The organism is Azospirillum sp. UENF 312511, assembly GCF_058780635.1.
Map to the genome: position 1 here is coordinate 443,272 of NZ_JBSNCG010000002.1, position 20,001 is coordinate 463,272.

The window sequence follows — 20,001 nt, forward strand, 5'->3', positions numbered from 1 at the left end:
ATTCCGGGCCGGACATCCCTCAGGGAAAGAAAATCTCCTCGATGGTCAGGCCGAACGTCCGGGCGATGGCGAAGGCCAGCGGAAGGCTGGGGTCGTAGCGCCCGTTCTCGATCGAATTGACGGTCTGGCGGGACACCTGAAGGCGCTCCGCCAGTTCACTCTGGCTCCAACCGCGGGCCGTGCGGATGTCTTTCACCGCGTTTCTCATCGGTAGCGCCACTGGGCTACGCACACCCCGACGACCCACAGCACCGCCATGAGCGGCCAGACATGGAAGGCCCGCAGTTCCGGCGCGCCGGCACCTTCCGCAAATCCCCAGGCGAAAGTCGCCAGGGCCGTTCCCGTGAAGGACAGGACGATCGCATCAAACTGAATGCGGCGCTGAAGCTCGTCCATTCGCCGCAGCCCCCGCAAGACTGTCCAGGTGACGGCGACCGTGCCGAGGATCGGCAGAATCGCGATCGCCATTTTCATCGTGCCTTCCGGTTGGAGCAACTGGTCCGCCGCGTTGGCACCGAGCAGAAGCGCCACGTAGAGAGCCAGAGCCCCGGACAATTCGACGCCGTAGCGCTTGATGCTGAACATCCCCTGCTCCCTCCATGCCGCCCAATGACAAGGAGGCTTTACACACGACGCCTCGTCACTGTCAAGCGTGCTTTACATTGCGCCGCACCGGGCCACGATCAGGCCGGTCGGACAACGGGAGCGCTTCGGAATTCCGGCGCGGTCATCTCCTCGCGGGTCAGGGCGATGAACAGGTCCACCACCGGGCTTTTGGAGCGGTTGGCGTCGAAGGCGACCTGGAAGGGCGCCTGATAGGACAGCACCTTCGGCAGCAGAATCCGCAGCCGCCCGGCCTTGACGTAGGGGGCCGCGTAATGGTCCGGCAGATAGCCGGCGTAGGCGCCGGACAGGATCAGCCGCGCCGCCCCCTCCATGTCGCTGACCGTCGCCTTGGGCGTTGATATGGCGAAGATCTTCAGGTCGCGCGATCCCCAATAGCTGCGCGCGACCAGCCGGTAGCGGCGGATTTCGTCCAGGTCGATGGCCTCGTCCGGCAGGGTGAACAGCGGGTGCCCGTCCGCCACGCAGAAGTGGATCGTCTCGTTGTAAAGGTCCTGGTAGGACAGGCTGGGCACGATGCGCGGAAAGCTGGCGATGGCGAGTTGCAACTGCCCGCCGATGACGTCGCGCAGCAGCTCGTTCGGCGGGCGCACGTTGATGATCAGCGAGACCTCCGGCGCCGCCTCGGTGAAGCGGGCGAAGACACGCTCCAGCGGGGCGCGCGGGTCGGTCAGCGTGTTGTCCACCAGCCCGACAGCCAGCGTGCCGGTCAGCCGCTCGCGCAGGCCGCGCACCCGCCCGCGGAACCGCTCCAGCGTGTCGAACACGCGCCGCGCCTCGTCATAGACCGCCTGCCCTTCCGGGGTGAGCTGGAATCCCGACCGTCCCCGCCGGCACAGCCGCAGGCCCAACCGCGTCTCCAGATCGGCGAAATGGGTTGAGATGGTGGACAGCGACAGGTTCAGTTCGCTCTGCGCCGCACTGAATCCGCCGGCCTCGACGATGGTCATGAACAACCGCAACAGGCGCAGATCCACGGTTTCCAGCTGAATCATCGCCACGACGCCCGCCCTCCCCTGCCCCGCCCGCCGGGTCCGGCCCCCCGATACTTCGGCCTGGATCGAAGTAAGGTACAAAACTTTCTGATTTTCGGGCAACGGCGCCGGGGGTCTAATGATCGCAGGCCGCAATGTTGGCCTCACGAACAGATAAGCTCGTCCGCAAGGAAAGGTCGCATCCATGAACGAGACGACGGGTAAGCAGGGACTTCACGCCGCTTTGACCGGCGGCATCAGCCGGCGCGCCGTCCTGGCCGGAGCGGGCACGCTGGCCACGGTGGCCGCCATCGGCTTTCCGAACATCGTCCGCGCCCAGTCGAAGACGCTGAAGGTCGGCGTCTACGGCGGCTACTTCAAGGAATCCTTCGAAAAGCACATCTTCCCGGAATTCTCTAAGGCCACCGGCATCGCGGTGGAGGCCATTGCCGAGCCGACCGGCGAAGCGTGGCTGGTCCAGCTCGAACAGGCGGCCCGCGCCCGTCAGGCGCCCGCCGACGTCTCGATGATGTCGCAGGTGGCGATGCTGAAGGGGGCCTCGGCGGAGCTGTGGGCGCCCTTCGACCTGTCGAAGATCCCCAACGCTGCCAAGGTCGTCCCGCACCTCATCAACAAATACCCGGACGGCAAGGTCAGCGGCATCGGCGCGGTGTCCTGGTACATCACGCTGGTCACCAACACCAAGAGCTACCCGCAGGCTCCAGACAGCTGGGCGGCGCTGTGGGACCCGGCGAACAAGGACAAGCTGGGCCTGCTGGCGCTGGTCAGCAACAGCTTCCTGCTGGAGGTCACGGCGGCCACTTTCTTCGGCGGCACCAAGCATCTGGACAGCGAGCAGGGGCAGCTCGACTGCTTCAAGAAGCTGGCGGAGCTGAAGTCCAACGTGAAGCTCTGGTACCGCGACGAGGCGCAGTTCGAGGCCTCGCTGAAATCCGGCGAGATTCCGATGGGCCAGTATTACCACGATGTGACCGGCCTTGCCGCCGCGGACGGGCAGCCGGTGCGCTCGACCTTCCCGAAGGAGGGCGGCATCCTCAACTCCGGCAGCTGGGCGGTCACCCGCGCCTCCAAGGCCGGCGATCTCGCCCATGTCTTCGTGGACTACATGTGCCAGCCGTCGATCCAGGCCCTGCTGTCGCGCAAGGTCGGCACCGCCCCGACCATCGACCGCAAGCTGACCGACCTGACCGACCAGGAGTTCGCCGCCGTGTCCTCCGACATCGCGCCGATCATCCCGCGCTACGACCTGTACACGAGCAAGTCCGACTGGCTGAACCAGAAGTGGACGGAAATGATCGTCGGGTGAGTGACAGCCCTTCTCCCCTCTGGGGAGAAGGGTATGGGATGAGGGGGCGGCTGCAGGCCGACCACGCTGGCTCATTGCAGTGCGTGGACGCCCTTGCGGGCGCCCCCTCACCCTAACCCTCTCCCCAGAGGGGCGAGGGGAAAAAGCCCGTTGTGAACGACAGTCAAAAAGCCATCCCATGTCAGCTCTTGTCCTCGACGGTCTCACCAAACGATACGGTCCCGTGACCGCGGTGCACGGCGCGTCGCTGCGCATCCCGCACGGGCAATTCGTCTGCCTGCTCGGCCCGTCCGGCTGCGGGAAGACGACGCTGCTGCGCATGATCGCCGGGCTGGAGGACCCCTCCGGCGGACGGCTGGTCATCGACGGACGCGACATCACCACGGCCCCCGCCCACACGCGGGAGTTCGGGATGGTGTTCCAGTCGCTGGCCCTCTTCCCGCACCTGACGGCGGGGGAGAACATCGCCTACCCCCTGCGCATCCGCGGCGCCACGAAGGCCGAGCAGCGCAAGCGCGCCGACGAGCTGCTGGAGCTGGTGCGCCTGCCCGGCGTGGCCGACCGGCCGGTTTCCAAGCTGTCGGGCGGGCAGCGGCAGCGCGTCGCCATCGCCCGCGCGCTGGCGCTGTCGCCCAAGCTGTTCCTGCTCGACGAGCCGCTGTCGGCGCTCGACGCCAAGCTGCGCGAGGCCATGCAGATCGAGCTGAAGCAGCTTCAGCAGCGGCTGGGGATCACCACCATCGTCGTCACCCACGACCAGCGGGAGGCGATGACCATGGCCGACCTCGTGGTGGTGATGTCGCAGGGCCGCATCCATCAGGCGGCCCCGCCGATGGAGGTCTACCGCCAGCCCGCCGACGCCTTCGTCGCCGACTTCATCGGCATGACCAACCTGCTGGAGGGCGAGGTCACCGCCCCAGGCACCGCCGCCGTGCCCGGCGGCACCCTGCACCTGCCGGACCTGCCGCCGACCGGCCGCGTCCTGCTGTCCGTCCGCCCGGAGGACGTGGTCGTCCACCCCGCCGGGACGGACGGGCCGAACCGGCTGACCGGCACGCTGTCCTTCATGCGCGACCTCGGCGCCAGCGTGGAGTTCCGCATCGACGTGGCCGGGCGGGAGATCGTCGCGCTGTCGCGACCGCAGGAGCGCCCGCCGGTCGCCCCCGGCGGCGCCCTGTCGGTGGAGTTCCCCCCGGCGGCCTGCGTCGTGCTGCCGCCAATGGCGGAGCGCCCGCAATGATCCGCCGCGCGCCCCGCGGTCTGGCCGAGCACGCGCCGATCCTGTTCCCGGCGCTGATGCTGGTCGTCTTCTTCGTCATCCCCTTCAGCCTGATGATCGCGGTCAGCGTCTTCCGGCGCGTGCCCGGCGGCTTCTACGAGCCGGACCTCGTCTTCGCCAACTACGAGCGCTTCCTGACCACCTTCTTCGGCGGGGTGATGTCCTTCTCGCTGGGGCTGGCGGCGCTGGTCGCGGTGTTGTCGGTGGGCATCGCCTTCCCCTTCACCTATCGGCTGGTCAAACTGCCGCGCGGGGCGCAGATCCGCTGGCTGGTCTTCCTGCTGTCGATCCTGTCGCTGTCGGAAGTCATCATCGGCTTCGCTTGGTCCACCCTGCTGTCGCGCACCGCGGGCATCACCAACCTGTTCGTGGCGCTGGGCCTGATGGCCGAACCGCAATCGCTCAGCCCGAGCTTCGGCGCGCTGCTGGCCGGGCTGGTCTATCAGGCCTTCCCCTACACGGTGCTGGTGCTCTACCCGGCGCTCGCCCGCCTCGACCCCTATCTGGAGGAGGCGGCGCGCACGCTCGGTTCCTCGCCGCTGCGCGCCTTCTTCACGGTGGTGGTGCCGGGGCTGCGCAACACCATCGTGGCGACCACGATCATGGTGTTCGTCTTCGCGCTCGGCTCCTACCTGCTGCCGCAGCTTCTGGGACGGCCCCAGCATTGGACGCTGTCGGTGCTCATCACCGATCAGGCGATCTACCAGTCCAACATGCCCTTCGCGGCGGCCATGGCCGTCTTCCTGGTGCTGGTCAGCCTCGCCCTCGTCGGGCTGGCCCTGCTCGCCGGGCGGCGGGAGGAGACGGCCTGATGCTGATGCGCACGCTGAATTCCCTGGCCGCCGGTCTGATCGCCCTGGTTCTGGCCGCCCCCATCCTGGTGGTGGCCGGCGTCTCGGTGAACGAGAAGAAGGCGCTGACCTTCCCGCCGCAGGGCTTCTCGCTCGCCTGGTACGCGGAGGTCTTCACCGATCCCGGCTGGCGCGGCGCGCTGATCACCAGCCTCGTCGTCGCCACCCTGTCGGCGGCGCTGGCGGTGCTGATCGCCTTCCCGCTGGCCTGGTTCCTGTGGCGCTGGCGCGCCCCCTGGGCGCGGGCGTTCGAGGTGCTGGGGATGACGCCCTTCATCCTGCCGCCGGTCATCACCGCGCTGGGCTTCCTCAGCTTCTGGGCGGCGGTCGGCGAGTACGGGTCGCCCTGGACGGTAGTGGTCAGCCACGCGGTGTTCTTCGTGACGCTGCCGCTGGTCACGCTGTCGCTGGGCTTCGGGGCGGTGGACCGCTCCTACGTCGAGGCGGCGGCGACCATGGGGGCGGACGACCGGACGGTGCTGCGCACGGTGGTGATGCCGCTGGTGCGGCCCTACGTGATCTCCGGCTTCGCCTTCGCCTTCGTGCTGTCGCTGAACGAGTACATCGTGGCCTACATGGTGGTCGGCTTCACGCTGGAAACGCTGCCCATCAAGATCTTCAACGCGCTCCGCTACGGCTACACGCCGACTATGGCCGCCGTGACGGTGCTGTTCGTGTCGCTGACCGCGGTGGTCTTCGGGCTGATCGCGTGGTTCGGCGACCTGCCCCGCCTGCTCGGCGCCTGGGCCAAGAACGACTGACGTCGAAGAACGACGACCGACAACCCCTTCTTTTTCAAAGAGATCCGGACGATGATCGACCCTCAGAAGCTAGATCGTTTGCGTACGAAGTACAGCGGCTCCGGCGGCGACGACTTCCACGATCCGGAGTTCCAGCGGGTGGCCGCCCTCCAGTTCTCCGGCGGCAAGCGGGTGCAGCCCTTCGCCGGGGTGTCCACCCTGCTCGACGCCCCCTTCCGCCCCGACGCGGCCGACACCGCGGACTTCGGCGGGCTGGACATCGCGCTGATCGGCGTGCCGATGGACCTGGGAGTCACCAACCGGGCCGGCGCCCGCCTCGGTCCGCGCGCCGTGCGCGGGATGGAGCGCATCGGCCCCTACGAGCACGCCCTGCGCATGGTCCCGGCGGCCTCCTGCACGCTTGCCGACGTCGGCGACGTGCCGCTGTCCAGCCGCTTCAGCCTGGAGGCCTGCCACGGCGACATACTGGCCTTCTACAACCGCGTGATGGACGCCGGCGTCATCCCGCTGTCGGTGGGCGGCGACCATTCCATCACCTATTCGATCCTCAAGGCACTGGGCCGCGAGCGTCCGGTGGGCATGATCCATTTCGACGCCCATTGCGACACCGGCGGTCCCTACGAGGGCGCCAAGTTCCACCATGGCGGCCCCTTCCGGCAGGCGGTGCTGGACGGCGTTCTCGACCCGGAGCGCACGGTGCAGATCGGCATCCGCGGCAGCACCGAGTATCTGTGGGAGTTCTCCTACGACAGCGGCATGACCGTGATCCACGCGGAGGACATCCCGGAGCGCGGCATCGCCAGCGTCATCGAAACGGCGCGCAAGGTGGTGGGCGACGGGCCGGTCTACGTCTCCTTCGACGTGGATTGCCTGGACCCGGTCTTCGCCCCCGGCACCGGCACCCCGGAGGTCGGCGGCCTGACCACGCGCGAGGCCCTGGCGATCCTGCGCGGGCTCGACGGGCTGGACATCATCGGCGGCGACGTGGTGGAGGTGGCGCCGCAGTACGACGCCACGACCAACACCGCCCACGCCGGCGCGCAGATGCTGTTCGAAATCCTCTGCCTGTCGGTCCGCGCCCTCGCCAACCGCCAGAAGCAAGGCTGACCGCATGCGGCTGACCCTGTTCCAGGCGGACGCGGAGTCCGGTGCGCCGCACCGCAACCTCGACCGTCTGGAGCGGGCGGCGGCGGCGGCGGCACAGAACGGCTCCACCCTGCTGGTCGGTCCGGAAATGGGCCTGACCGGCTACGACATCGGCGCGGAGGTGGTGTGCGCCCTGGCCGAGCCGGCGGACGGGCCGATGGCCGCGCGGGTCGCCGACATCGCCCGGCGCCACGGCATCGCCATTCTCTACGGCTATCCGGAGCGCGGGGCGGACGGCGCCGTTTGCAACGCCGCGCAACTGATCGGGTCGGACGGTCGCTCCCTGCTGAACCAGCGCAAGGCGCATCTCTATGGCGATCTCGACCGCGGCTCCTTCGCGCCGGGCGGTGACGCCTTCCCGACCGCGGAGGTTGGCGGGATGCGGGTGGGCGTGGCGATCTGCTACGACGTGGAGTTTCCGGAGCTGGTGCGCCGCCACGCGCTGGCCGGGGTGGACCTGCTGCTGGTGCCGACCGCGCTGATGACACCCTACGAGATCGTCGCCACCACCATCGTCCCCGCCCGCGCTTTCGAGAACGGCATCTTCGTCGCTTACGCCAACCGCTGCGGGCAGGAGGGAACACTCATTTATTGCGGGCTCAGCAGCGTGGCGGCGCCGGACGGGTCGGTGCTGGCGCGGGCCGGCGACGGCGAGGCGTTGCTGACCGTCGATCTGGACCCCGCCCTGCGCCGGGTCGGCACGCATCTGGCGGACCGCCGCCCGGACCTGTACGGTGCGGTCTCCAGCGCGCCTGGGAAGGGCGGTTCGTAGAGGAAGAACAGGACACATGCCGGTCACCATCGACGACATTCACGCCGCCGCCGAACGGCTGGCCGGACGCATCAGCCGCACGCCCTTCCTGCGCTCGGAAACCCTGTCGCAGATCACCGGCGCCGAGGTCTGGGTCAAGCTGGAGAATCTCCAGTTCACCGCCTCCTTCAAGGAGCGCGGGGCGGCCAACCGGTTGCTCCACCTGACGCCGGAGGAGCGGCAGGCCGGGGTGATCGCCATGTCGGCCGGCAACCATGCCCAGGCCGTGGCCTACCACGCGAAGCGGCTGGGCATTGCGGCGACCATCGTCATGCCGCGCTTCACTCCCTTCGTGAAGGTCAAGCGCACGCGCTACCACGGCGCCACCGTCATCCTGGAAGGCGAATCCCTGGCCGAGGCCGCGGCCTTCGCGCACGACCTCGCCAAGCGGGAGGGGCTGGTCTTCGTCCATCCCTACGACGACGACGCGGTGATCGCCGGCCAAGGCACCGTCGTGCTGGAGATGCTGGCGGAGGTGCCGGACCTCGACGCGCTGGCTATCCCGGTGGGCGGCGGCGGGCTGGCCGCCGGGGCCGCGGTCGCCGCCCGCGCGCTGCGGCCCGGCCTGGAGGTCGTCGGGGTGGAAGTCGAGACCTACCCCGCCGCGGCGCAGCGCCTCGCCGGGCAGCCGGTCAAGGTCGGCGGCCCGACCGTGGCCGAGGGCATCGCCGTGCGCGACGTCGGCGACCGGCCCATGGACATCCTGAAGCAGAACGGCTGTGACGTGGTGCTGGTGCCCGAGGCGGTGATCGAGCGCGCCATCGCCATGCTGATCGAGGTGGAAAAGACCGTCGCGGAGGGCGCCGGGGCCGCCGGTCTGGCCGCCCTGCTCTTCCACCCCGAGCGCTTCCGCGGCAAGCGGGTCGGCCTGATCGTGTCGGGCGGCAACATCGACACGCGCACACTCGCCAACGTGCTGATGCGCGGCTTCGCCCGCGACGGGCGCCTGATCAACCTGGACATCGACGTGGCCGACCAGCCCGGCGCGCTCGCCCAGGTGGCCCGCATCGTGGCGGAGTGCGGCGGCAACATCATCGACGTCCAGCACCAGCGCCTGTTCGGCGCCTTTTCCGTCAAGTCCGCCGAGGTCGCCCTGCTGATCGAGGTGGAGGACGAGGGCCACGGCGACCGCATCACCGAAGCCCTGCGCGGCGCCGGGCTGCCCGTCCGCAAGGCGGTGGTGGCGGAAGCCGCCCAGCCGCTGTCCAGCGCGCGGCCCTGAGCCGAGTCCCTTCGCTTGCGGTGGAATAGCCCTCTCCCCTCCGGGGAGAGGGTGGCCCGAAGGGCCGGTGAGGGGGTTGCGCTTTTGCCGAGCGTACCGACACGCACAACCCCCTCACCCTAACCCTCTCCCCAGAGGAGAGAGGGGATATGGATCTGCCCAATCGTTGCGCATCCCTCCCTGGCACCGCCATCTTTCGCAGCACATTCCGGCGGGCTGGACCAAAATCCTCTGCCCCGCCGGTTGTGGCACGTGTCATGCATTTCGCGCCTGTTCATTCGCGGAGGTCATGGATCATGTCGTCGCTGGAATCACCAATCCGACCCCACCCGGTTGACGAGAGGCTTCCGCTGCTGCGCCTGCTGGCGCTGGGCATGCAGCACGTGATGGTGATGTACGCGGGCGCCATCGCCGTGCCGCTCATCATCGGCGGCGCGTTGAAGCTGCCCAAGGACCAGATCGCGCTGCTCATCAACGCCGACCTGTTCGCCTGCGGCATCGTCACGCTGATCCAGACGCTGGGCTTCTGGAAATTCGGCATCCGCCTACCGGTGATGATGGGCGTCACCTTCGCCGCGGTCGGGCCGATGGTCGCCATGGCTGGGAACCCGTCGCTGGGGCTTCTCGGCATCTATGGCGCGGTGATCGGGGCCGGCGTCTTCGCCACGCTGGCCGCCCCGCTGGTCGGCCGCCTGCTGCCGCTGTTCCCGCCGGTGGTGACGGGGACCGTGATCGCCATCATCGGCATCTCGCTGATGCGGGTCGGCATCACCTGGGCCGGCGGCGGGGCCGGGAATCCGAATTTCGGCGATCCGCTCTATCTCGGCGTCGCCCTGTTCGTGCTGGCGGTGATCCTGCTGATCACCAAGTACGCCAAGGGCTTCTGGGCCAACATCTCGGTCCTGCTTGGCATCGTCGCGGGCTTCGCCCTGACTATGGTTCTGGGGCTGGTCAGCTTCGACGGGGTGGGACAGGCCAAGTGGGTGGACGTGATCTACCCGTTCCAGTTCGGCATGCCGGTGTTCGAGTTCTGGTCGATCCTGACCATGTCGCTGGTGATGATCGTCGTGATGATCGAATCCACCGGCATGTTCCTGGCGGTCGGCGAGATGGTCGGCCGCCCGGTGACACCGGAGCAGCTGACCCGCGGCCTGCGCACGGACGGGCTGGGCACGCTGATCGGCGGCGTCTTCAACACCTTCCCTTACACCTCCTTCTCGCAGAATGTCGGACTGGCCGGGATCACCGGGGTGCGCAGCCGCTGGGTCTGCGTGGCGGGCGGCGTCATCCTGATCGCCTTCGGCCTGTTCCCGAAGCTGGCGCACGTCGTCGCCTCCGTTCCCACCTATGTGCTGGGCGGGGCCGGTCTGGTGATGTTCGGCATGGTCGCGGCGACCGGTATCAAGATCCTGGCGAAGGTCGACTACACGACCAACCGCGGCAACATCTACGTCGTCGCCATCAGCATCAGCCTGGGCATGGTGCCGCTGGTCGCCGACAAGATCTTCCAGAAGATGCCGCCCTTCCTGGCGCCGCTGCTGCACAGCGGCATCCTGCTGGGCACCATCGCCGCGGTTCTGCTGAACCTGTTTTTCAACGGGCTGGGCAAGGCGACCAGCGAGGAGTTCGTCGCCGCCGCCAAAACCGCGGAGGCGTAAGGGGACGAACCGTCTAGCCCTCTCCCCCTGCGGAGAGGGTGCCCGCGAAGCGGGCGGTGAGGGGGTTGTGCATTTGCCGGACGTACAGCAATGCGCACCCCCCTCACCCTAACCTTCTCCCCGGAGGGGAAAGGGGATTTCACCGCCAATTCAGCCCCTTAAGCGGCCGGTTCGCTGCCGTAGACGGACTTGGTCTCCAGGAACTCCTCGAACCCGACCTCGCCCCACTCGCGGCCGATGCCGGACTGCTTGTAGCCGCCGAAGGGAGCGGCAAGGTCGATGGAGGCGCCGTTCAGATGCACCATGCCGGTGCGCAGACGCTTCGCCACCGCCCGCGCCTCGTCCACCGTGCCGGCATAGACGTAGCCGGACAGACCGTAGAGCGAGTTGTTGGCGCTGCGGATCGCCTCCTCGATGTCCTCGTAGGGGCGGATGGTCAGGACCGGGCCAAAGATCTCCTCGCGCATGATGGTCATGGTGTCGGTGGCGCGGCTGAAGACGGTGGGCTTTGCGTAGAAGCCGCGCTCCAGCCCCTCCGGACGGCCCGGACCGCCGCACAGCAGGGATGCCCCCTCCTCGATGCCGGCCTGGATCAGGCGTTGCACCCGCTCGTACTGGCGCTGGTTGGCGATCGGGCCGACGCCGGTGCGGTCGCCGCGCGGGTCACCGACCACCAGACGGGCGCAGACCTGGGCGGCGATCTTCTCCGCCTCGTCCAGGCGGGAGGCCGGGACATACATGCGCGACGGCGCGTTGCAGCTCTGCCCGGTGTTGGACATCATCGACCGCACGCCGTGGGTCACCGCCTTGGTCAGGTCGGCGCTCTCGCAGATGATGTTGGCGGACTTGCCGCCCAGCTCCAGCGACACGCGCTTGATGCTGTCGGCGGCGTTGTGGGACACCGACGCCCCGGCGCGGGTGGAGCCGGTCAGCGACACCATGTCGACCAGCGGGTGCGAGGCCAGGACCGGGCCGACCACCGCGCCGTCGCCGTAGAACATGTTGAAGACGCCCGCCGGAACCCCGGCCTCGTGCAGGATCTCCGCGAAGATCCAGGCCGAATAAGGGGCGAACTCGCTGGGCTTCAGCACCATCGTGCAGCCGGTGGCCAGCGCCGGGGCGACCTTGCAGGCGATCTGATTGATCGGCCAGTTCCACGGCGTGATCATGGCGCAGACGCCGACCGGCTCGCGCAGGATGCGGGTGGTGCCGCGGGTCCGCTCGAACGGGTACTCGCGGGCGGCCTCCAAGGCCGTCTTGAAATGGGCCAGCCCCATGAAGGCCTGCGCCGGCTTGGACAGCGCCGCCAGGGGCGCGCCCATCTCCTCGGTGATGGCGTCGGCCACCTCGTCCATGCGCTTCTCGAAGAGCGCGCAGACGGCGGCCAGAAGCTCCAGCCGCTCGTTCAGGGAGGTGCGGGAAAAGCCGTCGAAGGCGGCGTGGGCCGCGGCCACCGCGCGCTGCGCGTCCTCCGGCCCGCCGAGCGCAACGGTGCCCGACACCTGCTCCGTCGCCGGGTTCAACACCTCCATCACGGTGGCGCCCGCCGCGGGTTCGGTCCAGGCGCCGCCGATGTAGAAGGATTGGCAGGTCTTCATCTCTAATCCCCTCGCTCTCTGCGTTGGCGTTTTCGGGTGAACCGATCCTGCCCCGTCCGGCGCCGTTTGCCAAAGCTTTCCATCGGGGAAAAACCGGATAGGTCAGAAGACCAGACCCTGTTGACAGATCAATGGTTTCAAGCTCTGATCGTTGAACACATACGTGCCGCCGCCCCGCTTGCGGCGAGCCGAACGACAAGAATCGGGCCGCAACAACCGTGGTCCAAAGGGCTGGGAGCCTGCTTCACGGGTACAAATCAAACGTACAATCAGGGGGACGAGGGATGGCCTTACGTGATCGGCATCGGCGTCTTGCGGATGCGCTGCGTTCCGGAACCTTGAAACAAGTCCTGCCGGCGGCGGCCTGCCTGGCCCTGCTGGCCGCGGCCCCGACGCCGTCTCAGGCCGCCACCCTGACGGTGGGCACCTCGGCGGAGCCGAGCGCGCTCGACCCGCACTACCACAACCTCGGCCCCAACACGCGCGCCCGCAAGCATGTGTTCGAATCGCTGGTCAGCATGGACGCCAAGATGCGGCTCCAGCCCGAACTGGCGGAAAGCTGGCGCGCCATCGACGAGACGACCTGGGAATTCAAGCTGCGCAAGGGCGTGAAGTTCCACGACGGCACCGAGTTCACGGCGCAGGATTTCGTCTACACGGTCTGCCGCATCCCGAACGTCGCCAACAGCCCCTCCTCCTTCACCGTCTACACCAAGGGCATCGCGGGGATCGAGGCGCCGGATCCGCACACCCTGATCATCAAGACCGGCAAGCCCTACCCGCTTCTGCCGGTGGAACTGTCGACCTTCGGCATCATCTCCGCCAAGGCGGCGGGCGGCGAGGCCGTCACCTTCGACAAGGCGGGCTGCAAAGCCAATTCCTGGCCGACCACGCAGGCCTTCAACGACGGCTCGCTGATGATCGGCACCGGGCCGTTCAAGCACAAGTCCTACACCAAGGGCGACCGGCAGGTGCTGGAGCGCAACCCCGACTACTGGGGTCCACAGGCCGCCTGGGACACGGTGGTCTTCCGCCCGATCACCAGCGACGGGCCGCGCGTCGCCGCCCTGCTCGCCGGTGACGTGGACATGATCGAATCGCCCCCGGTGCAGGACATCGAGCGGCTGAAGTCCGCCCCCAACGTCTCCCTGGCCCAGGCCCAGTCGAACCGCGTGATCTATCTGGCGCTGGGCGTGCAGGACACCCCGCCGACCATCACCGGCACCGACGGCAAGAATCCGCTGAAGGACCCGAAGGTGCGCAAGGCGCTGTCGCTGGCGGTGGACCGCGACGCCATCGTGAAGCGCATCATGATGGGCGTGGCGGAGCCGGCGAACCAGTACCTCCCCGCCGGCTTCTATGGCAACAACCCGGAGGTCACCGTCGCCACCGACGCCAACAAGGCCAAGCAGCTCCTCGCCGAGGCCGGCTACCCGAAGGGCTTCCAGCTCACCCTCGGCACGCCGAACGACCGCTACATCAACGACGACAAGGTGGCCCAGGCGGTCGCCCAGATGTTCACCCGCATCGGCGTGCAGACCCAGGTCGACGCGACCACCGCCAACGTCTTCTTCTCCAAGCGCAACAAGCAGGAATACAGCGTCTTCCTGGCCGGCTGGGGCGCCGATTCGGGCGAGATGTCGTCGCCGCTGAAGGCGCTGATCGCCACGCCGATCAAGGAGAAGGGCTACGGCACGACCAACTACACCAGCTATTCCGACCCGGAGCTGGACGGCATGCTGGACACGGCGCTGGCGACGGTGGACGACGCCAAACGGGAGAAGCTGCTCCAGGCCGCGGTGAAGCGGGCGGTGGACGCCGACATCATCATCCCCCTGCATTACGAGGTGACGGTCTGGGCGATGAAGAAGGGGCTGAGCTACGAACCGCGCGCAGACCAGTACACGCTGGCGCAGAAGGTGACCCCCGCGAAGTAGCGAAGGGGGAGCGGTCCTCCATTTCCCCTCTCCCCTCCGCTCTCGCGCAAACTTCGTTTGCGCTGACGCGACAGGCGGACCTTCGGTCCGCCGAAAGCGGGGAGAGGGTTAGGGTGAGGGGGTTCCGCTTCTGCCGAACGCTCCGCAACGCGCATCCCCCTCACCGGCCCTCCGGGCCACCCTCTCCCCAGAGGGGAGAGGGTTAAGGGGTTAAAATCCATGCTTGTCTTCATCCTCCGGCGGCTGGCGCAGAGCGCAGTCGTCGTGGTGGCGATGTCGGTGCTGGTCTTCGCCGGCATCTTCGCCATCGGCAACCCCATCGACGTGCTCATCAGCCCCGAGGCCGACGCGTTCGAACGCGCCGCCGCCATCGCCCGGCTGGGGCTCGACAAGCCCATGCACGAGCAGTTCCTGCGCTTCGTGGACAGCGCGCTCGGCGGCGACCTCGGCACCAGCTTCGTGCATGGGGTGCCGGCGCTCGGCCTCGTGCTGCAACGCTTCCCGGCGACGCTGGAGCTGGCGCTCTGCGCCATGCTGGTGGCGGTGGTTCTCGGCATCCCACTGGGGCTGTGGGCCGGGCTGAAGCCCGACAGCATGGCCGGGCGGGTCATCATGACCGGCTCCATCCTCGGCTTCTCGCTGCCCACCTTCTGGGTGGGCATGATGCTCATCATGGCCTTCGCGGTGACTCTGGGCTGGCTGCCGGCGGGCGGACGCGGCGAGACGGCGAGCCTCCTCGGCGTGCAGTGGAGCTTTTTGACCGCCGACGGGCTGGCCCATCTGATCCTCCCCGCCGTCAATCTGGCCCTGTTCAAGCTGTCGCTGGTCATTCGTCTGGCCCGCGCCGGCACGCGGGAGGTCGCCTTGCAGGACTATGTGAAGTTCGCCCGCGCCAAGGGGCTGGCGCCCGCGCGGGTGGTCGGGGTGCACATCCTGAAGAACATCATGATCCCGGTGGTCACCGTCCTGGGGCTGGAACTTGGCAGCGTCATCGCCTTCTCGGTGGTCACGGAATCGGTCTTCGCCTGGCCGGGCATGGGCAAGCTGCTGATCGACAGCATCCTCCAGCTCGACCGGCCGGTGGTGATTGCCTACCTGCTGGTGACGGTGCTGCTGTTCGTCGTCATCAATCTGATCGTCGATCTGGTCTATTCGCTGCTCGACCCGCGAATCCGGCTGGGCGGAGGGCGGGCATGAGCAGCGTCGTTGCCAAGGCCCCGCCGGTCGAGACGCCCTTCCTGCGGCTGGCGCGGGACTTCGCGCGGTCGCGCACGGCGCTGGCCGGTCTGGCGGCGCTGGTGCTGATCGTGCTGGCCGCCCTGCTCGCCCGCTGGGTGGTGCCGCAGGACCCCTACGACCTCGCCCAACTCGACATCCTCGACGGTATGATGGCGCCGGGGTCGCTGGGCGGCAGCGGCTGGACCTACTGGCTGGGCACCGACGACCAGGGGCGCGACATGCTGTCGGCCATCGTCTTCGGGTTGCGCACCAGCCTGCTGGTCGGGGTGGTCGCCACGCTGATCGCGCTCGCTGTCGGGGTGGCGGTCGGGCTGCTCGCCGCCTATGCGGGGGACCGAGTGGACGGGCTGGTCATGCGGCTGGTCGACATCCAGCTCTCCTTCCCGGCCATCCTGATCGCGCTGATCCTGCTGGCCCTGCTGGGCAAGGGGGTCGACAAGGTGATCGTCGCGCTGGCCGCCGTGCAGTGGGCCTACTACGCCCGGACCATCCGCGGTTCCGCCCTGGTGGAACGGCGCAAGGAATACATCGAGGCCGCGCAATGTCTTGCCCTGCCCCACCGGCGGATCATGATGCGCCACCTACTGCCCAACTGCCTGCCGCCGCTTATCGTCGTGGCGACGGTGCAGGTCGCCCACGCCATCGCGCTGGAGGCGACGCTGAGCTTCCTCGGCGTCGGCGTGCCGGTGACCCAGCCGTCGCTGGGGATGCTGATCGCGTCGGGCTACCAGTACATGCTGTCGGGCGATTACTGGGTCAGCCTGTTCCCCGGCCTCGCCCTGCTGATCACCATCGTGGCGATCAATCTGGTGGGGGACCGGCTGCGCGATGTCCTCAACCCGCGGCTCAACCATTGAGAGGGGGCACGCGATGACCGAACCCCTGCTGCGCGTGGACGGGCTGAAGACCCATTTCCTCACCCGCGCCGGCACCGTGAAGGCGGTGGACGGGGTCGACCTGCGGCTCGACCGCGGCGAGATCCTCGGGCTGGTCGGGGAGTCCGGCTCCGGCAAGTCGGTGACCGGGCAATCCATCCTCGGCCTCGTCGATCCGCCGGGCCGGGTGGTCGGCGGCCGGGTGCTGTTCCAGGGCGAGGATCTGGTGGGCGCCGGGGAGAAGCGGCTGCGCGCCATCCGCGGGCGGCGCATCGCCATGATCTTCCAGGACCCGATGATGACGCTGAACCCGGTGCTGAGCATCGGCACCCAGATGGTCGAGGCCGTGCGGGCTCATGACAAAGTCGGCTGGGCCGAGGCCTGGGAGCGCTCGCGCCGGGCGCTGGCCCGCGTCGGCATCGCCTCGCCCGACGAGCGGCTGGCGTCCTACCCACACCAGTTCTCCGGCGGGATGCGCCAGCGCGTCGCCATCGCCATCGCCCTTCTCCATTCCCCGGACCTGATCATCGCCGACGAGCCGACCACCGCGCTCGACGTGACCATCCAGGCGCAGATCCTGTTCGAGGTGCAAAAGCTCTGCCGCGAAACGGGGACGGCGCTGATCTGGGTGACCCACGACCTCGCCGTCGTCTCGGCGCTGGCCGACCGGGTGGCGGTGATGTACGCGGGCCGGGTGGTGGAGACCGGGACGGTGGCGGAGATCATCGGCACCCCGCGCCACCCCTACACCCGCGGCCTGCTGGAATCGGTGCCCAGCCGCAACCGGCGCGGCGTGCCGCTGCGCTCGATCCCCGGCATGACGCCCTCCGTCCTCGACCTGCCGGAGGGCTGCGCCTTCCGCCCGCGCTGCGACCGGTCCAGCGGAGCCTGCGCGACCATGCCCGAACTGGCGGGGGAGCGGGAGGACCGCGCTTGGCGCTGCTGGAACCCCGTCGCGGCCGAAGCGCGGGGAGACGCCGCATGACCACTCCCCCGATCATCGAGCTGAATGGGCTGACCAAACGCTTCTCGCGCAAGCTGGACGTGGTGGAGCGCTTCGCCCGCCGGCTGGGGGCGGCCATCGACGACCGGGCGGTGCAGGCGGTCAGCGGCGTCGACCTGTCCATCGCCGAGGGCGAGGTGGTCGGGCTGGTCGGCGAATCCGGCTGCGGCAAGAGCACGCTGGGCCGCATGGTCGCCGGCATCCTGCCGCCCAGCGCCGGCACCCTGCGCTGGCGCGGCCGCGACCTGTGGGAGCTGTCCCCGGCCGACCGCCATCACGCCAACCTGAAGATCCAGATGGTCTTCCAGGACCCCATGGCATCGCTCAACCCGCGCCTGCGCGTGGCCGACATCGTCGGCGAGGCGCCGGTGGTCCATGGGCTGGTGCCGCGGAGGGAGGCGGAGGACTATGTGGCCGCGACCTTGCGGCAGGTCGGGCTGGACCCCGCCTATCTGCGGCGCTACCCGCACCAGTTCTCCGGCGGGCAGCGGCAGCGCATCGGCATCGCCCGCGCACTGGCGGTGAAGCCGGACGTGCTGGTCTGCGACGAGTCCGTCGCGGCGCTCGACGTGTCGATCCAGGCGCAGATCATCAACCTGTTCATGCGCCTGCGCGAAGAGCTGTCGCTGACCTATCTCTTCATCAGCCACGACCTGGGCGTCGTGGAACACATTTCCGACCGCACCGCGATCATGTATCTTGGACGGATCGTGGAGTTGGCCCCGACACCGGAGCTGTTCGACAAACCCAATCATCCCTATGCCAAGGCGCTGTTGGACGAGGCGCCGCGCGTGTCCGTGGAGAAGCGGCGGTTCGCGCCGATCCGCGGAGAGATCCCATCGCCCCTCGACCCGCCGTCGGGCTGCGCCTTTCACCCGCGCTGCCCGCACGCGATGCCACGCTGTTCGGCGGAACGCCCGGCCCTGCGCGCGATCGCGCCCCGGCGCTGGTCCGCCTGCCACCTGAACGAAACCACAGGTCCATGATGCCCTCACCCGATCCCGCCGGCCCATCCGCGTGCAGCCCGCGCACGTTGGAGCTGCTGCGCGACCTGATCGCCTTCGACACGACCAGCCGCAACTCCAACCTCGACCTGATCCACTACATCCGCGACCATCTGGCGGCGCTGGGGGTGTCCAGCACGCTGGTGTTCAACGAGGAGCGGACCAAGGCCAACCTCTACGCCACCATCGGACCGATGGACCGCGGCGGCGTCTGCCTGTCCGGCCACACCGACGTGGTGCCGGTGGATGACCAGGATTGGTCCAGCGATCCCTTCACCCTGACGGAGCGCGACGGCAAGCTGTTCGGGCGCGGCACGGCGGACATGAAGGGCTTCATCGCGGCGGCGCTGGCCATGGCGCCGGACTTCCTGGCCTCCAATCTGACGACGCCGGTCCATTACGCCTTCTCCTACGACGAGGAGCTGGGCTGCCTCGGCGTGCCCGGCCTGCTCACCCAGCTCGCCGGGATGGCGGTCAAGCCGCGCCTGTGCATCGTCGGCGAGCCGACGCGGATGCGGGTGATCGTCGGCCACAAGGGCAAGGTGGCGCTGCGTTGCCGCGTTCACGGCCACGCCTGCCACTCCTCGCTCGCCCCGCAGGGGGTGAACGCGGTGGAGTATGCGGCGGAACTGGTGTCCTTCCTGCGCGGCATGGGCCGCCGCTTCGCCGAGCAGGGGCCGTTCGATTACGATTACGACGTGCCCTTCACCACGGTGCACACCGGAGTGATGGAGGGCGGCACGGCCCGCAACATTGTCCCCTCCGACGCCTCCTTCGAGTTCGAGATCCGGCATCTCGCCGACCACCCCGTGGCGCCGATGCTGAAGGAGCTGCGGGACTTCGCCAAGACGCTGGAGCCGGAGATGCGCGCCGTCCGTCCGGATGCCGGCTTCTCCTGGGAAACCCTGTCGGACAGCCCGGCGCTCGACACCCCGCCGGAGTCGGAGGAGGTGACGCTGGTCAAGAACCTCGCCGAGCAGAACGGCCATGGCAAGGTGGCTTTCGGCACGGAGGGCGCGCTGTTCACCAGCATCGCCAACATCCCCGCCGTGGTCTGTGGCCCCGGCGACATCGAGCAGGCCCACAAGCCCGACGAGTATGTAGAGCTGAGCGAACTCGCCCGCGCCGAGCGCTTCCTGCACCGGCTGAGGGACGCCGCGAAGAAGGGGCTGTGACAAATAGGGCTTTAACGCGGAAGGGCCGGAGCGTTGCCGCTCCGGCCCCTTTTAAAACTGTCCGTAGACCGTTGCGCTTCGCCGGTCAGTGGACCTCCACGCTGACGATGGCCGGCAGGGTGCGCAGGAAGTTCACACCCGTGTCGGTCGCCTCGACGACGAGGTGACCGCAGCGGTCGTGCCCGCGCAGGCGGGCCTCCGCGCCCATGCCGGCGGTGCGCAGCACCTCCGACAGGTCGGACACCGCGGTGCGGACCCAGGCCCGATGCTCGGCCAAGCTCTTGTACGCCGTTGCTTCCGAGTGATTCAGGGTAACGGTAAAGGTGTGCAGCTCGATGGTCATAAGAGCTCCGGAATGAACCGATTGTTCTGGGACAAGCTCAGTGTTTGACGCTGTTCGAGCATCCGCTCCGCCCCAACCGGACGGTGTGTGAAAACAAGCTGGAAAGGGACGTGCGGACACTTGCCGGTTGGCGGATTGAATCCGGGGATCAGCCGATCGGCGAAAAGGGTCCCT

The 20,001-nt window shown here is 68.5% G+C and carries 19 protein-coding genes; 14 read left to right on the forward strand and 5 right to left on the reverse strand.

The annotated features are described in order from the left end of the window. Window positions 1-19: 19 nt before the first annotated feature. The 3 genes from ACWPN7_RS10395 to ACWPN7_RS10405 all read right to left on the reverse strand — a co-directional run bounded on the left by ACWPN7_RS10395 (window position 20) and on the right by ACWPN7_RS10405 (window position 1,619). Entirely contained in the window at window positions 20-196 is a 177-nt protein-coding gene (locus ACWPN7_RS10395; protein ID WP_282184623.1) for a helix-turn-helix transcriptional regulator, read from the reverse strand. An 8-nt stretch (window positions 197-204) separates the two neighbouring features. After that, window positions 205-585, reverse strand: coding sequence for a hypothetical protein (locus tag ACWPN7_RS10400; RefSeq protein ID WP_459197322.1), 381 nt, complete (start codon window positions 583-585; stop codon window positions 205-207). 98 nt (window positions 586-683) lie between these two features. Continuing rightward, a complete protein-coding gene (locus tag ACWPN7_RS10405) occupies window positions 684-1,619 on the reverse strand; it encodes a LysR family transcriptional regulator (RefSeq protein WP_456530726.1) in 936 nt (311 codons plus the stop codon). 184 nt (window positions 1,620-1,803) lie between these two features. On the opposite strand from ACWPN7_RS10405, the gene ACWPN7_RS10410 reads away from it, so the two are divergent. The 8 genes from ACWPN7_RS10410 (at window position 1,804) to ACWPN7_RS10445 (ending at window position 10,653) form a co-directional block, all read left to right on the forward strand. Continuing rightward, window positions 1,804-2,925, forward strand: coding sequence for an ABC transporter substrate-binding protein (locus ACWPN7_RS10410; protein ID WP_492273270.1), 1,122 nt, complete (start codon window positions 1,804-1,806; stop codon window positions 2,923-2,925). A gap of 178 nt (window positions 2,926-3,103) precedes the next feature. Further along, complete coding sequence (locus ACWPN7_RS10415; RefSeq protein WP_040138103.1) at window positions 3,104-4,165, forward strand: ABC transporter ATP-binding protein; 1,062 nt, start codon at window positions 3,104-3,106, stop codon at window positions 4,163-4,165. Further along, window positions 4,162-5,016 (forward strand): ABC transporter permease, encoded by an 855-nt coding sequence (locus ACWPN7_RS10420; protein ID WP_456522636.1) that lies wholly within the window; start codon window positions 4,162-4,164, stop codon window positions 5,014-5,016. The genes ACWPN7_RS10415 and ACWPN7_RS10420 overlap by 4 nt, the downstream gene beginning before the upstream one ends. Continuing rightward, window positions 5,016-5,816 carry an ABC transporter permease gene (locus ACWPN7_RS10425; RefSeq protein ID WP_014199844.1) on the forward strand — a complete coding sequence of 267 codons (801 nt, stop codon included), beginning with the start codon at window positions 5,016-5,018 and terminating at the stop codon, window positions 5,814-5,816. Before ACWPN7_RS10420 ends, ACWPN7_RS10425 begins: the two co-directional genes overlap by 1 nt. 51 nt (window positions 5,817-5,867) lie before the next feature. Further along, complete coding sequence (speB, locus tag ACWPN7_RS10430; RefSeq protein WP_459197323.1) at window positions 5,868-6,923, forward strand: agmatinase; 1,056 nt, start codon at window positions 5,868-5,870, stop codon at window positions 6,921-6,923. 4 nt (window positions 6,924-6,927) lie between these two features. Next, window positions 6,928-7,734 carry a carbon-nitrogen hydrolase family protein gene (locus tag ACWPN7_RS10435; protein WP_040138109.1) on the forward strand — a complete coding sequence of 269 codons (807 nt, stop codon included), beginning with the start codon at window positions 6,928-6,930 and terminating at the stop codon, window positions 7,732-7,734. A 16-nt stretch (window positions 7,735-7,750) separates the two neighbouring features. Beyond that, window positions 7,751-8,995, forward strand: a complete 1,245-nt coding sequence (locus tag ACWPN7_RS10440; protein WP_149649434.1) for a threonine ammonia-lyase — start codon at window positions 7,751-7,753, stop codon at window positions 8,993-8,995. Between the two features lie 296 nt (window positions 8,996-9,291). After that, complete coding sequence (locus tag ACWPN7_RS10445; protein WP_459197324.1) at window positions 9,292-10,653, forward strand: nucleobase:cation symporter-2 family protein; 1,362 nt, start codon at window positions 9,292-9,294, stop codon at window positions 10,651-10,653. Window positions 10,654-10,811: 158 nt separating this feature from the next. Here the strand turns inward: ACWPN7_RS10445 and ACWPN7_RS10450 are convergent, their stop codons facing one another. Continuing rightward, entirely contained in the window at window positions 10,812-12,251 is a 1,440-nt protein-coding gene (locus tag ACWPN7_RS10450; RefSeq protein WP_492273271.1) for an aldehyde dehydrogenase family protein, read from the reverse strand. A gap of 338 nt (window positions 12,252-12,589) precedes the next feature. On the opposite strand from ACWPN7_RS10450, the gene ACWPN7_RS10455 reads away from it, so the two are divergent. From ACWPN7_RS10455 to argE, 6 genes are all read left to right on the forward strand, one after another. Next, window positions 12,590-14,188 (forward strand): ABC transporter substrate-binding protein, encoded by a 1,599-nt coding sequence (locus tag ACWPN7_RS10455; protein WP_492273272.1) that lies wholly within the window; start codon window positions 12,590-12,592, stop codon window positions 14,186-14,188. A 219-nt stretch (window positions 14,189-14,407) separates the two neighbouring features. Beyond that, window positions 14,408-15,385: an ABC transporter permease gene (locus tag ACWPN7_RS10460; RefSeq protein WP_040138118.1), complete on the forward strand. Its 978-nt coding sequence runs from the start codon at window positions 14,408-14,410 to the stop codon at window positions 15,383-15,385. Beyond that, entirely contained in the window at window positions 15,382-16,284 is a 903-nt protein-coding gene (locus ACWPN7_RS10465; RefSeq protein ID WP_040138120.1) for an ABC transporter permease, read from the forward strand. The genes ACWPN7_RS10460 and ACWPN7_RS10465 overlap by 4 nt, the downstream gene beginning before the upstream one ends. Before the next feature lie 13 nt (window positions 16,285-16,297). Beyond that, window positions 16,298-17,287: an ABC transporter ATP-binding protein gene (locus ACWPN7_RS10470; RefSeq protein ID WP_459197325.1), complete on the forward strand. Its 990-nt coding sequence runs from the start codon at window positions 16,298-16,300 to the stop codon at window positions 17,285-17,287. Beyond that, on the forward strand, window positions 17,284-18,291 hold the full coding sequence (locus ACWPN7_RS10475; protein WP_459197326.1) for an ABC transporter ATP-binding protein: 1,008 nt from the start codon (window positions 17,284-17,286) through the stop codon (window positions 18,289-18,291). Before ACWPN7_RS10470 ends, ACWPN7_RS10475 begins: the two co-directional genes overlap by 4 nt. Then, a complete protein-coding gene (argE, locus tag ACWPN7_RS10480) occupies window positions 18,288-19,484 on the forward strand; it encodes an acetylornithine deacetylase (RefSeq protein ID WP_459197327.1) in 1,197 nt (398 codons plus the stop codon). The genes ACWPN7_RS10475 and argE overlap by 4 nt, the downstream gene beginning before the upstream one ends. Window positions 19,485-19,569: 85 nt before the next feature. Here the strand turns inward: argE and ACWPN7_RS10485 are convergent, their stop codons facing one another. Next, window positions 19,570-19,827, reverse strand: coding sequence for a hypothetical protein (locus tag ACWPN7_RS10485; RefSeq protein ID WP_040138129.1), 258 nt, complete (start codon window positions 19,825-19,827; stop codon window positions 19,570-19,572). Window positions 19,828-20,001 lie beyond the last annotated feature (174 nt).

Excerpts from the sequence above, each read along its gene's own strand:
- ACWPN7_RS10400 (WP_459197322.1), bottom strand. The coding sequence starts at position 585 with ATGTTCAGCATCAAGCGCTACGGCGTCGAATTGTCCGGGGCTCTGGCT.
- ACWPN7_RS10405 (WP_456530726.1), bottom strand. The coding sequence starts at position 1,619 with ATGATTCAGCTGGAAACCGTGGATCTGCGCCTGTTGCGGTTGTTCATG.
- ACWPN7_RS10410 (WP_492273270.1), top strand. The coding sequence starts at position 1,804 with ATGAACGAGACGACGGGTAAGCAGGGACTTCACGCCGCTTTGACCGGC.
- ACWPN7_RS10415 (WP_040138103.1), top strand. The coding sequence starts at position 3,104 with ATGTCAGCTCTTGTCCTCGACGGTCTCACCAAACGATACGGTCCCGTG.
- ACWPN7_RS10420 (WP_456522636.1), top strand. The coding sequence starts at position 4,162 with ATGATCCGCCGCGCGCCCCGCGGTCTGGCCGAGCACGCGCCGATCCTG.
- ACWPN7_RS10425 (WP_014199844.1), top strand. The coding sequence starts at position 5,016 with ATGCTGATGCGCACGCTGAATTCCCTGGCCGCCGGTCTGATCGCCCTG.
- speB (WP_459197323.1), top strand. The coding sequence starts at position 5,868 with ATGATCGACCCTCAGAAGCTAGATCGTTTGCGTACGAAGTACAGCGGC.
- ACWPN7_RS10435 (WP_040138109.1), top strand. The coding sequence starts at position 6,928 with ATGCGGCTGACCCTGTTCCAGGCGGACGCGGAGTCCGGTGCGCCGCAC.
- ACWPN7_RS10440 (WP_149649434.1), top strand. The coding sequence starts at position 7,751 with ATGCCGGTCACCATCGACGACATTCACGCCGCCGCCGAACGGCTGGCC.
- ACWPN7_RS10445 (WP_459197324.1), top strand. The coding sequence starts at position 9,292 with ATGTCGTCGCTGGAATCACCAATCCGACCCCACCCGGTTGACGAGAGG.
- ACWPN7_RS10450 (WP_492273271.1), bottom strand. The coding sequence starts at position 12,251 with ATGAAGACCTGCCAATCCTTCTACATCGGCGGCGCCTGGACCGAACCC.
- ACWPN7_RS10460 (WP_040138118.1), top strand. The coding sequence starts at position 14,408 with ATGCTTGTCTTCATCCTCCGGCGGCTGGCGCAGAGCGCAGTCGTCGTG.
- ACWPN7_RS10465 (WP_040138120.1), top strand. The coding sequence starts at position 15,382 with ATGAGCAGCGTCGTTGCCAAGGCCCCGCCGGTCGAGACGCCCTTCCTG.
- ACWPN7_RS10470 (WP_459197325.1), top strand. The coding sequence starts at position 16,298 with ATGACCGAACCCCTGCTGCGCGTGGACGGGCTGAAGACCCATTTCCTC.
- ACWPN7_RS10475 (WP_459197326.1), top strand. The coding sequence starts at position 17,284 with ATGACCACTCCCCCGATCATCGAGCTGAATGGGCTGACCAAACGCTTC.
- argE (WP_459197327.1), top strand. The coding sequence starts at position 18,288 with ATGATGCCCTCACCCGATCCCGCCGGCCCATCCGCGTGCAGCCCGCGC.
- ACWPN7_RS10485 (WP_040138129.1), bottom strand. The coding sequence starts at position 19,827 with ATGACCATCGAGCTGCACACCTTTACCGTTACCCTGAATCACTCGGAA.